A 12,435-nucleotide genomic window follows, 5' to 3' on the forward strand; every position below is an offset into this window, starting at 1 on the left:
CGGTCGGTCTTCCGCTGACGGTGGCTCGGATCCGGCACGACTGGGCGGGGCCGCCGGCGTTGCGGGCCCGGCCGGGCCCGCCGCTAGCATGGCGATCATGAACACGGCACCCGGACGCGTGGTCCTGCTCGGCGGCGGCTTCTCGAACGACCCGGACACCGTCCTCGACGACTACGTGCTCGGGCTGACCGGTCGGGCCCGGCCCAGGGTGTGCTTCGTGCCGACCGCGAGCGGCGACTCGGCCGGCTATGTCGAGCGCTTCCGCAGCGCCTTCGGGCCGCGCGACTGCGAGCCCGCCGAACTGCCGCTGTTCCGCCGCACCGAGCCGGACCTGCGCCGCTTCGTGCTGTCCCAGGACGTGCTGTACGTCGGCGGCGGCAGCACCGCGAACCTGCTGGCGGTCTGGCGGACCCACGGCCTGGACGAGATCCTGCGCGAGGCCTACGCGGCCGGGGTGCTGCTCTGCGGCATCAGCGCCGGGGCCGCCTGCTGGTTCGAGGCCTGCCTGACCGACTCCTTCGGCGCACTGGCTCCGCTGCCGGACGGGCTCGGCCTGCTGCCCGGCAGCATGTGCCCGCACTACGACTCCGAGGAGCACCGCCGCCCGGCGTACCGGGCCGCGGTCGGCTCCGGCGCGCTGCCCCCCGGCTGGGCCCTGGACGACGGCGCCGCCGCGCTGTTCACCGACGGGGCGCCGACCGAGGTGGTCACCCGCAGGCCCGGAGCAGCCCTCTACCGGGTCACCGCGAACGCCGAAGCCCCGTACACCCCCTGAGGGGCGTACGGGGCCTGGGGGGCCGCTGAGGGGCCCTGAGGGGTGCGGCTCAGCTCGCGCCGACCACGTCCACGTCCTCGGCGAAGTGGCAGGCCGACTCGTGCGCGGCCGGGGTGTCCTGACCCCGGAACAGCTCGGGGACGGCCAGCAACGGCTCATCGGTCGAGCACTTCTCCTGCGCCTTCCAGCAGCGGGTGCGGAAGCGGCAGCCGGACGGCGGGTTGGCCGGCGAGGGGATGTCGCCGGAGAGCAGGATCCGCTCCCGGCCCTCGCGCCCGGACGGGTCCGGCACCGGCACCGCGGACAGCAGCGCCTGGGTGTACGGGTGCGTCGGGTGCTCGTAGATCTCCTCGTCGGAGCCGATCTCCACCATCTTGCCCAGGTACATCACGCCGACCCGGTCGGAGATGTGCCGGACGATGGAGAGGTCGTGCGCGATGAACATGTAGGAGAGGTCGAACTCGCCCTGCAGCTGCTCCAGCAGGTTGATCACCTGCGCCTGCACCGACACGTCCAGGGCCGACACTGGCTCGTCCGCGATGATGATCTCCGGCTTGAGGGCCAGGCCGCGGGCGATCCCGATGCGCTGGCGCTGGCCGCCGGAGAACTGGTGCGGGTACCGGTTGATGTACTCGGGGTTCAGCCCGACCACGTCCAGCAGGTCCTGCACCGCCTTGCGGCGGTCTCCCTTGGGGGCCACCTCCGGGTGGATCTCGTACGGCTCGCCGATGATGTCGCCCACCGTCATCCGGGGGTTCAGCGAGGTGTACGGGTCCTGGAAGACCATCTGGATGTTGCGGCGGATCGACTTCAGCGCCTTGCCGGACGCCTTGGAGATGTCCTCGCCCTTGAACAGCACCTGGCCCGACGTCGCCCGTTCCAGGTTCATCAGCACCTTGGCCAGGGTCGACTTGCCGCAGCCCGACTCGCCGACGATGCCCAGGGTCTCGCCCTGGTAGAGGTCGAAGGAGACCCCGTCCACCGCCTTGACCGCGCCCACCTGCTTCTTGAAGACGATCCCCTGGTGCAGCGGGAAGTGCTTCCGCAGGTCGCGGACCTGGAGGATCGGCTCCCCGTGCCCGCTTCTGACCGATTCCGACGCCTCAGCCATGGAGGGTCTCCTTCCAGAAGTGGCAGGCGCTGCCGCGGCCCGGCAGCTCGCGCCCGTCGTCCTCGGTGACCGCGTGCAGCGGCGGCACCTCGACCCGGCAGACCTCCTGCGCCATCGGGCAGCGCGGGTTGAAGGCGCAGCCGGACGGGATCCGCAGCAGGTTCGGCGGCAGGCCCTTGATCGCGTAGAGCTCCTGCCCCTTCTGGTCCAGCCGCGGGATCGAGTCCAGCAGCCCGCGGGTGTACGGGTGCGCCGGGCGCGCGTACAGCTCGTGCACCGGGGCGGTCTCGACGATCCGGCCCGCGTACATCACCGCGATCTTGTCCGCGACGTCGGCGACCACGCCGAGGTCGTGGGTGATCAGGATCAGGCCCATGTCGTACTCGCGCTGCAGGTCCTGCAGCAGCTCCATCACCTGGGCCTGGACGGTGACGTCCAGGGCGGTGGTGGGCTCGTCGGCGATGATCAGGTCGGGCTCCAGCGCCAGCGCCATGGCGATCATGACACGCTGCCGCATACCGCCGGAGAACTGGTGCGGGTACTGGTTGACCCGCTCCTTGGCGGCCGGGATGCCGACCCGCTCCATCAGCTCGACGGCCTTGAGCTTGGCGTCCTTGCGGCTGCTGCCCTTGTGCACCCGGTACATCTCGCCGAGCTGGGTGCCCACGGTCTGCACCGGGTTCAGCGAGGACAGGGCGTCCTGGAACACCATGGCCATCTGCGCGCCGCGGACCTTGCGGCGCTCCTCGGCGGAGAGCTTGAGCAGGTCGCGGCCCTTGAACAGGATCTCGCCGCCGGTGACGAACCCGGGCGGGCTGTCCAGGATGCCCATCACGGCCTGCGAGGAGACCGACTTGCCGGAGCCGGACTCGCCCAGGATCGCCAGCGTCTCACCGGCCCTGACGCTGTAGTTCACCCCGTTGACGGCCTTGGCCACGCCGTCCCTGGTCCGGAACTCCACGTGCAGGTCGCGGACCTGCAGCAGGGGCTGGTTCTCGGTGTCGCCGGTCCTCGCGCGTGCGGAGACTGCTGTACTCACGTTTCCGCCTCTCTCAGCGCAGCTTGGGGTCGAGGGCGTCGCGAACGGCATCGCCGAGCATGATGAACGCCAGAATGGTGATGCACAGCGCGCCCGCGGGGAACAGCAGCATGTGCGGGGCGTTGCGGAAGGTGTCCGCCGCCGCCGAGATGTCGATGCCCCAGGAGACGGTCGGCGGCTTCAGGCCGACGCCGAGGTAGGACAGGGTCGCTTCGAGCGAGATGTAGGTGCCCAGGGCGATGGTGGCCACCACGATGATCGGAGCCAGCGCGTTGGGCATGATGTGGCGCAGCATCAGCCGGCCGTTGCCCGCGCCCAGCGCCCGCGCGGCGGTCACGTAGTCCTGCTGCTTCGCGGTGATCACCGCGCCTCGGGCGATGCGCGCGATCTGCGGCCAGCCGAGCACCACGATGAAGCCGACCACCACCCAGATCGACTGGCTCGGGATGACGGACAGGAAGACCAGGCCGCCGAGCAGGATCGGGATGCCGAAGAAGATGTCGGCGATCCGGGAGACCACCGCGTCGATCCAGCCGCCGAAGAAGCCGGCCAGACCGCCCATCACCGTGCCCAGCAGCGCCGCGCCCAGGGTGGCGAACACGCCGACCGTGATCGAGGCGCGGGCGCCGTAGATCGTCCTGGCGTAGACGTCGCAGCCCTGGGTGTCGAAGCCGAAGGGGTGCCCGGAGGTGGGGCCGAGCTGGGACTTCGACAGGTCGCACTGGAGCGGGTCGGTCGAGTCGAACAGACCGGGCCAGATCGCGACCAGCACCAGGAAGACGATCAGCACGCCGGAGATCAGGAAGACCGGGTTGGTGCGCAGCTCGCGCCAGGCGTCCTGCCAGAGACTGCGGGCCACCTCCCGGTCGGTGACCGCGACCGCCTCCGCCGACTGCGGCGGGGTGCGGGTCAGGTCCTCCTTGTCGAGCAGGGGCTGTGCCCCCATCGCGCCCAGCGTGGGGGTCTCCGGAAAGGCGCTGGAGGACTCGGTGCTGGAGACGTCGGGGATGCCCTCGGGCTTGTTCGGCTGCTGGTCAGACATAACGGATCCTCGGGTCCAGGACCGCGTAGAGCAGGTCGACGAGCAGGTTGGCCAGGAGGTACACCACCACCAGGATGGTCACGAAGCCGACCACCGTGGGGGTGTTCTGCCGGACGATGCCCTGGTAGAGCCAGTAGCCGACACCCTGGATGTTGAAGATGCGCTCGGTCACCAGCGCGCCGCCCATCAGGGCGCCGAGGTCGGTGCCGAGGAAGGTGATCACCGGGATCAGCGAGTTCCGCAGCAGGTGGTTCATCACCACCCGGCGGCGCGGCAGGCCCTTGGCGGTCGCGGTGCGGACGTAGTCGGCCTTGCTGTTCTCGGCGACGGTGGTCCGGGTCAGCCGGGCGACGTAGGCCAGCGACACCGAGGCGAGCACGAAGCCGGGCAGGATCAGGTCGCCGATCGGGGCGCCGTAGCCGGCCGTGGCGTTGACGATGCCCCACTTCACGCCGAGCAGGTACTGCAGCACGTAGCCGATCACGAACACCGGGATCGAGATGACCAGCAGGGTCAGCACCATCACCAGCGTGTCCACCAGCTTGCCCCGGCGCAGCCCGCTGATCAGGCCGAGCCCGATGCCGAACACCACCTCGACGGTGAAGGCCACCGCGGTGAGCTTGAGCGTGGTCGGGTAGGCCGACGCCAGCAGCGAGGTGACGGTCTGTCCACTGAAGGTGTTGCCGAGGTCCCCGGTGAAGATCCCCTTCATGTAGTGCAGGTACTGCAGCCACAGCGGATCGTTGAGCCCGAGCTGCTGCCGCAGCTGCGCGGCCACGGCCGGGTCCGGCGCCTTGTCTCCGAACAGCGCGTTCACGGGGTCGCCGAGAGCGTGCACCATCGCGAAGATGATGAATGTGGTCCCGATGAAGACCGGGATCATCTGGAGCAGTCGTCTGATGACGTAGCGCCCCATGGAACCTCCAGGGAGTGGGCGAGGCGGCAGCCGGGAACCTGTGGGTTCCCGGCTGCCGCCGTCCGTCGAGCAGCGGCCGGCGTCGGGCGGCTACTTGTTGACGGTGATGTCGGTGTAGACCGGGACGCTGAACGGGTCCAGCGTCACGTTGCTCACCTTGGACGACCAGCCGGCGGTGCCATTCTGGTACCAGAGCGGGATCACCGGCATGTCGGTGACCAACTGCTGCTCGGCACTCCGGAAGTCGGCGATGGCCTTGGTGGTGTCACCCTCGGCGTTGGCCTGGTCGACCAGCGAGTCGAAGGTCTTGTTGCTGTAGTGGGAGTCGTTGGAGGCCGCGTTGGTGTAGTAAAGCGGCTGCAGGAAGTCCTGGATCAGCGGGTAGTCCATCTGCCAGCCGGTGCGGAAGGCGCCGGTCTCCTGCTTCTTGGTGACCTGGTTGCGGAAGTCCGCGAAGGTGCCGACCGGCTTGCCGACGCAGGCCTTGTTGTTGCCCAGCACGTTGTTGATGCTGTTGCAGACCGCGTCCACCCACTCCTTGTGCGGACCGTCGGCGTTGTAGCTGATGGTCAGCTGGCCGCCGGGGATGCCGCCGCCCTGGGTGATCAGCTGCTTGGCCTTGGTGGGGTTGTAGGTGCAGAAGTCACCGCACAGCCCCTCCTTGTAGCCGCCCGCGTCGCCGAGCACCGGGGAGGTCCAGTCGGTGGCCGGGGTGCGGGTGTCGTTGAAGATCTGCTTGGTGATGGTCGGCCGGTCGATGGCCATGGACAGGCCCTGCCGGACCAGCTTCGCGTTCGCGGTGTTCCAGCCCGGCTGGTACAGCGGGAACGAGATGGTCTGGTTGATGCCGGCCGGCTCGTTGATGTAACGGCCGTTCAGGTCGGTCTGGACGGTCTTCAGCGCGGAGTTCGGCAGGCCGTTGTCGACGTCCAGGTTGCCCGACTGCAGGTCCGCGTAGGCGGCGTTGGCGTCGGTGTAGACCTTGAGGTCGATCCCGCCGTTCTTGGGCTTCTGGTCGCCCGAGTAGGTGGGGTTGGGCCGCAGCTGCATCTGCTGGCTGTGGGTCCACGACTGGATCACGTAGGGGCCGTTGCCGATCGGCTTGGCCTCCCACGCGGCCTTGTTGGTGAAGAACGCCTGCGGCAGCGGGTAGAACGCCGAGTAGCCCAGGGTGTCCGGCCAGGTGGAGAACTTGTGGGTGAGCGCCACGGTGAAGGTGTTGTCGTCGATGACCTTCAGCCCGGACATGGTCTTCGCGGTGGGCGCCCCGGTGGCCGGGTGCACGTCGGTGTAGCCCTTGATGGCGGTGAAGAACGGGTCCGTGTTGTTCTGGCCGTTGGGCAGGTAGGTGCCCCAGTTCCAGGCGTCCACGTAGGAGTGGGCGGTCACCGTGGTGCCGTCGCTGAACTTCCAGCCGGGCTTCAGCTTGATGGTGAAGTTCTGCTGGTCGGTGGTGGTGACCGACTCCGCGTTGGCGTTCATCGCCTTGGCGGTCTTCGGGTCGTAGGACTTCAGGCCCGTGAAGATCATGTTGAGCACCGCTCCGCCGTTCACCTCATTGGTGTCGGTCGGGATGAGCGGGTTCTGCGGGTCACCCCACCATGCGCGGACAACGCCACTGGCGTTCGCGGCGCCGGAGCTCCCGGAGCTGCCGCTCCCGCTCCCACTGCTGCTGCAGGCAGTGGCCGCAAGGGCGATGACGATCGCTCCGGCGGCGAACTTGGCTTGCGTGGCTCCACGCATGGACGTGCCTCCTCAGACGTGCTGTCCAGTCGTTCCCGTACGCGCGGCACCCACCCCTGGGCACCCCGATTCCTACTATCCGTCACCATCAGAACTGCTTATGACCAAATTACATTTCGTTTTGATCACACGCCTGTGACCCTTGTCTCGCAAGCCGGGCGTGTCCAGGTGGGTTCAAGCAGCCATCAAACGGACAGCAGGTGCGCTCGGGGCGCATCATGTCACCGATATCCGTACCATCGGGGCGCGGACACGCGAACCCCTCGACACTACGTACAGTCACGGCCCCGGGGATGCAAAAAACCGCCCGGCGACACCCTTTCGGGTGCCGCCGGGCGGCGTTCGGCCCAGCGCGCGGAGGCGCCCGCGGCTACTTGTTGCGGCCGCGCATCCGGCCGCGGGTCTGCGCGTCCAGGACGACCTTGCGGATGCGCACGGTCTCCGGGGTGACCTCGATGCACTCGTCCTCGCGGCAGAACTCCAGCGACTGCTCCAGCGAGAGCTTGCGCGGCGGCACCAGGTTCTCGGTGGTGTCGGAGGAGGCGGCGCGCATGTTGGTGAGCTTCTTCTCCTTGGTGATGTTGACGTCCATGTCGTCGGAGCGGGAGTTCTCTCCGATGATCATGCCCTCGTACACCTCGGTGGTGGGCTCGACGAAGATCACGCCGCGCTCCTGCAGGCCCATCATCGCGAACGGCGTCACCACGCCCGCGCGGTCGGCGACCAGCGAGCCGTTGTTGCGCATCCGCAGCTCGCCGAACCACGGCTCGTGGCCCTCGAAGATGCTGTGCGCGATACCGGTGCCGCGGGTGTCCGTGAGGAACTGGGTGCGGAAGCCGATCAGGCCGCGGGACGGGACCACGAACTCCATCCGGACCCAGCCGGAGCCGTGGTTCGTCATGGTCTCCATGCGGCCCTTGCGGACCGCCATGAGCTGGGTGATCGCGCCCAGGTACTCCTCCGGGGCGTCGATGGTCATCCGCTCGACCGGCTCGTGCAGCTTGCCGTTGATCTCCTTGGTGACCACCTGCGGCTTGCCGACGGTCAGCTCGAACATCTCCCGGCGCATGGTCTCCACCAGGATCGCCAGCGCCAGCTCGCCGCGGCCCTGGACCTCCCAGGCGTCCGGGCGCTCGGTCGGCAGCACCCGGAGCGAGACGTTGCCGATCAGCTCGCGGTCCAGCCGGTCCTTCACCATCCGGGCGGTGAGCTTGTGGCCCTTGCCGCCCTTGCCGACGATCGGCGAGGTGTTGGTGCCGATGGTCATCGAGATGGCCGGCTCGTCCACCGTGATCAGCGGCAGCGCGACCGGGTTCTCCAGGTCGGCCAGGGTCTCGCCGATCATGATGTCCGGGATGCCGGCGATCGCGCAGATGTCACCGGGGCCCGCCAGCTCGGCCGGCTTGCGGGTGAGCGCCTCGGTCATCAGCAGCTCGGTGACCTTGACCTGCTTGATCGTGCCGTCGCGCTGGATCCAGGCCACCTGCTGGCCCTTGCGGATCTCGCCCTCCTCGACCCGGCAGAGCGCGATCCGGCCGAGGAAGTTGTCCGCGTCGAGGTTGGTGACGTGCGCCTGCAGCGGCGCGCCCTCGGTGTAGGTCGGGGCCGGGACGGCCGACAGGATGGTGGAGAAGAACGGCTCCAGGTTGTCGCTGTCCGCCGGGACGGTGCCGTTCTCCGGCTTGGTCAGCGAGGCCACGCCGTCACGCGCGCAGGCGTAGACGATCGGGAACTCGATCTGCTCCTCGGTCGCGTCCAGGTCCAGGAAGAGGTCGTAGGTCTCGTTGATGACCTCGTCGATCCGGGAGTCCGGGCGGTCCGTCTTGTTGATGCAGAGGATCACCGGCAGGTTCGCGGTCAGCGCCTTGCGCAGCACGAAGCGGGTCTGCGGCAGCGGGCCCTCGGAGGCGTCGACCAGCAGCACGACTGCGTCGACCATGGACAGGCCGCGCTCGACCTCGCCGCCGAAGTCGGCGTGGCCGGGGGTGTCGATGATGTTGATGGTCACCACGTCGCCGCCACCCTTGGGGTGGTACTTGACCGCGGTGTTCTTCGCGAGAATGGTGATGCCCTTCTCGCGCTCCAGGTCGTTCGAGTCCATCATCCGGTCATCGAGGTGCTGATGAGCGGCGAAGGCGCCCGCCTGCTTGAGCATGGCATCGACCAGCGTGGTCTTGCCGTGGTCGACGTGGGCGACGATGGCGACGTTTCGGATGTCATTACGCGTGGGCATACGGGGGCGAATCTCCCGGGTCGTGGGGCGTGGACGGTGCCGTTTGGCTCGGGCCGCACTCGATGCGCCGACCCTCCCGAGTCGTCCGCGCCACCTGCCGCCGGTCCACCTGCCGGGCAGAACATGCCACGGCTTACCCCCATGGTACGGGGCCGCGCGCACTGGCACCGCCCGCGCCGGGGCCGCACCCCGGCGCGAGCGGTGCGACCCGCGTCACACTCCGCCCCGCCGCACCCTCGTGAACGGGCTCAGAACCGCCTCAGGAGTGGGCCTGGGTGAAGCCCAGGTCCTGGAACCGCGGCGCGGTGAAGCCGAAGGCCCCGGCGTTGGCCACGCCGGAGCGGACCGCGACCACCTCGGGGCGCTGGAACAGCGGCAGCGAGGGGGCCTCCTGCCAGATCCGCGCGTCCGCCTGGACCACCAGCTTCGCGGCCTGGGCCGGGTCCAGCGCCGAGGTGGCCTGGGCCAGCAGCCGGTCCACCTCGTCGGTGCCGGTGCCGGAGAGGTTCTGCCCGTTCACCGGCGCTCCGTCCGGGCCCACCTGCGGCTTGGTGAACAGCGCGGCCTCGTCGGCGACCGGGAAGGCGGAGGCGGGCCAGGAGAACAGCGCCAGGTCGAAGTCGCCCCCGGCCACGTGGTCGGTGAAGAAGGTGCCGCTGGAGACCGCCCGGGTGGTGACCGGGATTCCGATCTTGGCGAGCTGGGTCGTCAGCAGCCCGGCCACCTGCGCGTCCAGCGCCGAGCCGGTGCGGGTGAGCAGGGTCAGCGCGAGCTGGTGGCCGTCCTTGGCCCGTCCTCCGGTGGACGGCGCGGGCGAGCCGCTGGCGCCGCCGGCGCTGCCGGACGGGGCCGGGGTGGCGGCCGCGCTGGACGGCGCGACGGCGTCGCCCTGCACCGCGACCGGGTTGCCCAGCTTCCAGCCGGCCGCGTCCAGCCGCTTGGCGGCGTTGTCGGTGCCGGCCCCGAGCGCGCCGCTGTCGTCCTGGTAGCCCTGCTGGTCGGCCATCACCAGGTGGCTGCCGAGCGCCACCGCGGGCAGGCCGAGCGGGGTGAGCACCGCATTGGCGATCTGGGTCCGGTCGACCGCCTGGGCGACCGCCCGGCGCAGGTCCGGGTCGGCCAGCGGGCCGCTGCCGCCGTTCAGGGTGAGCTGGACGTAGGCCGGGGCGGAGGCCCGGTGCAGGGTCACCCCGGACACCGCGGCGGCCTTGGTCAGCGCGGCGGCGCCGTCGTCGTCGACGGTCTCGCTGAGGTCGGCGACGTCCAGCTTCCCGGCGCTGAGCGCGGCCGTGCGGGCCTCGGGGGCGACGGCGGTGAAGTCGATGGCGTCCAGCTTGGCCGGCTCGCCCCACCAGTGCGGGTTGCGGACCACGGTGACCGTGCCGCCGGTCGCCGACTTCAGCGTGAACGGGCCGGCGTCGGCCGCCAGCTTGGTCCGCGAGCCCTCGTTGAAGGCCGCCGCGGTGGCGGTGGCCGCGGCCGGGTAGAGCGGTGCGAACAGGCCCTTCCACGGGCCGTAGGGCTTGCTGAAGACCACCTTGACGTCCTGCGGGGTCGCCCCCTGGGAGACCGAGGCGATGTCGTCGTAGCCGGCCGTGCCCGCGGTCCAGAAGGCCTGGTCCTTGCCGTTGAGTGCGTGCCACTGGGCGCTGAAGTCGGCCGCCGAGAGCGGCTTGCCGTCGCTCCAGACCGCCTTGGGGTTGAGGTGGTAGACCACGGTCTGCGGCTGCGCGGAGGTCTGCTCGACACCGGTCAGGTAGTCCGGGTCCGGCTTGGCGTCGGCGTGCTCGTCCAGGGTGAACAGGGTGGGCAGCACCGCCTCGGCAACCAGCGTGGTGTCGTCGGTGGCATCGGCCTGGAAGGCGTTGAAGGTGCTCGGCACGGCGTCGACGGCCCAGCGCAGGGTGCCGCCCTGGACCACCGAGGCCCGGCCCGCCTGGACCAGGTCGGCGGCCCTGGGCGTGGCGCCTCCGCCGCCGCTGCCGCCGCCGGAGCAGGCCGCCAGGGTCACCCCGAGGGCGGCGGCGGCGACGGCGGCGATCGGGCCGTGGGAGAGCTGGCGACGGGACACGGTGACCTCATACCTTCGTGCGTGCACAGCGGCGCACATCGACCGGTGACTGGTGGTTTGACGCCCCATCACTGAAATCCACCGGAGCCGCGACCGGCGCCCGACACGGCTACGACAGTACGAAGAACCACCCGTTCGGGGCAGCGGTCGCACCGCCCGCGGGGCGCGCGCCGCCCGCGCGGACTCGGGAAATCCCGCCAATCCTGCCCAAGCCCTTCCCAGCGGCCTGTGATCGGGGACACACTCGCTTCCGCACCACTGCCTGACGGAACATCAGACATGTTGATCAGCACGCACGTGCGGAGGTGGCATCGTCATGCCCTCGACTGCTCCTACCCCCGGCCCCGCTCCCCTGGCCGCGGCCGGGCGCTGCCTGGAGGAACTGGACCGGGCGCTGCGGACCGCCTTCCCGGGAACCGACGACGCCGATCTCGACGTCCGGCGGGTCCGCACCGACCTGGTGCACCTGCGGGAGAGTCTCGCCCTGCTCAGCGCCGCGGCGGCGGGCCCGGTCCCCGGGCCGCGGGCGATGGTCGACGTCCCGGACACCCCGTACGACCCGTCGATGTGGCGTGACGCCGACGACGAAGGCATCGGCTGCCGGCACCGCTGACCGGTGCGCGGGAGCGACCAGCAGGAGGAAGAGAGCAGCGTGACGACCGAGATCCGGCCACCGGAGTCCCCGTCCAGTCCAGAACCGCCGGGACGGGGGGTCCACTCCCCCGGGCGGGCCGCCATCTCCGCGCGGCACCTGCGCACAGACCGCTGGTGGGTGCCCCAACTCGCCACCGGGCTGGGGCTGCTGGCGTTCATCGTGTACTCCACCTGGCGCGCGTTCTGGGGGCTGCACACCTCCTACGCGGCGCCGTACGTCTCGCCGTTCTACTCGCCCTGCCTGGCGGCCAACTGCCCGGACATGCCGGGCGGCGCGGACTGGGCGCTGTTCGGCAGTTGGTGGCGGATCTCCCCGGCGCTGATCGTGCTGATCTTCCCGCTGGGCTTCCGGATGACCTGCTACTACTACCGCAAGGCCTACTACCGGGCGTTCTGGTCCTCGCCCCCGGCCTGCGCGGTGGCCGAGCCGCACGCGAAGTACAGCGGGGAGACCCGCTTCCCGCTGGTGCTGCAGAACATCCACCGGTACTTCTTCTACTTCGCCATCGTGGTCGCCGGCATCCTGACCTACGACGCGGCGCTGGGCTTCCGCAACCCGGCCGGGCAGTGGGGGCACGCCGGCCTGGGGACCCTGGTGCTGCTCGTCAACATCGGGCTGATCTGGGCGTACACCCTGTCCTGCCACTCCTGCCGGCACATCGTCGGGGGGCGGCTGAAGCACTTCTCCAAGCACCCGGTCAGGTACCGGATGTGGAGCTTCGTCGGGAAGCTGAACGCCCGTCACATGCAGCTCGCCTGGGCCTCGCTGATCAGCGTCGGGGTCGCCGACCTGTACGTGTACCTGGTCGCCAGCGGTGCCTTCAGCGACCCCCGCTTCTTCTGAGAAGGAC

At 70.0% G+C, this 12,435-nt stretch carries 10 protein-coding genes; 3 read left to right on the forward strand and 7 right to left on the reverse strand.

The window, feature by feature from the left end:
- The first annotated feature begins 97 nt into the window (after positions 1-97).
- Positions 98-775 (forward strand): Type 1 glutamine amidotransferase-like domain-containing protein, encoded by a 678-nt coding sequence (locus ACEZDE_RS12390; protein WP_380535551.1) that lies wholly within the window; start codon positions 98-100, stop codon positions 773-775.
- A 49-nt stretch (positions 776-824) separates the two neighbouring features.
- On the opposite strand, the gene ACEZDE_RS12395 is transcribed toward ACEZDE_RS12390, so the two are convergent.
- The 7 genes from ACEZDE_RS12395 to ACEZDE_RS12425 form a co-directional block, all read right to left on the reverse strand.
- Positions 825-1,886, reverse strand: a complete 1,062-nt coding sequence (locus ACEZDE_RS12395; protein WP_380535553.1) for an ABC transporter ATP-binding protein — start codon at positions 1,884-1,886, stop codon at positions 825-827.
- A complete protein-coding gene (locus tag ACEZDE_RS12400) occupies positions 1,879-2,925 on the reverse strand; it encodes an ABC transporter ATP-binding protein (RefSeq protein ID WP_380535555.1) in 1,047 nt (348 codons plus the stop codon). The genes ACEZDE_RS12395 and ACEZDE_RS12400 overlap by 8 nt, the downstream gene beginning before the upstream one ends.
- 13 nt (positions 2,926-2,938) lie before the next feature.
- Complete coding sequence (locus tag ACEZDE_RS12405; protein ID WP_380535557.1) at positions 2,939-3,967, reverse strand: ABC transporter permease; 1,029 nt, start codon at positions 3,965-3,967, stop codon at positions 2,939-2,941.
- Entirely contained in the window at positions 3,960-4,883 is a 924-nt protein-coding gene (locus ACEZDE_RS12410; RefSeq protein ID WP_380535559.1) for an ABC transporter permease, read from the reverse strand. The genes ACEZDE_RS12405 and ACEZDE_RS12410 overlap by 8 nt, the downstream gene beginning before the upstream one ends.
- Positions 4,884-4,973: 90 nt before the next feature.
- Positions 4,974-6,626, reverse strand: a complete 1,653-nt coding sequence (locus tag ACEZDE_RS12415) for a peptide ABC transporter substrate-binding protein (protein ID WP_380535561.1) — start codon at positions 6,624-6,626, stop codon at positions 4,974-4,976.
- 370 nt (positions 6,627-6,996) lie between these two features.
- Entirely contained in the window at positions 6,997-8,859 is a 1,863-nt protein-coding gene (gene typA, locus ACEZDE_RS12420) for a translational GTPase TypA (RefSeq protein WP_380535563.1), read from the reverse strand.
- Between the two features lie 259 nt (positions 8,860-9,118).
- Positions 9,119-10,930, reverse strand: coding sequence for an ABC transporter family substrate-binding protein (locus ACEZDE_RS12425; protein WP_380535565.1), 1,812 nt, complete (start codon positions 10,928-10,930; stop codon positions 9,119-9,121).
- A gap of 316 nt (positions 10,931-11,246) precedes the next feature.
- On the opposite strand from ACEZDE_RS12425, the gene ACEZDE_RS12430 reads away from it, so the two are divergent.
- Positions 11,247-11,543, forward strand: coding sequence for a hypothetical protein (locus ACEZDE_RS12430; protein ID WP_380535567.1), 297 nt, complete (start codon positions 11,247-11,249; stop codon positions 11,541-11,543).
- Between the two features lie 39 nt (positions 11,544-11,582).
- A complete protein-coding gene (locus ACEZDE_RS12435; RefSeq protein WP_380535568.1) occupies positions 11,583-12,428 on the forward strand; it encodes a hypothetical protein in 846 nt (281 codons plus the stop codon).
- Positions 12,429-12,435: the final 7 nt, after the last annotated feature.

The sequence above is a fragment of the Streptacidiphilus cavernicola genome, from assembly GCF_042510955.1.
Classification (GTDB): Bacteria; Actinomycetota; Actinomycetes; order Streptomycetales; family Streptomycetaceae; genus Streptacidiphilus; species Streptacidiphilus cavernicola.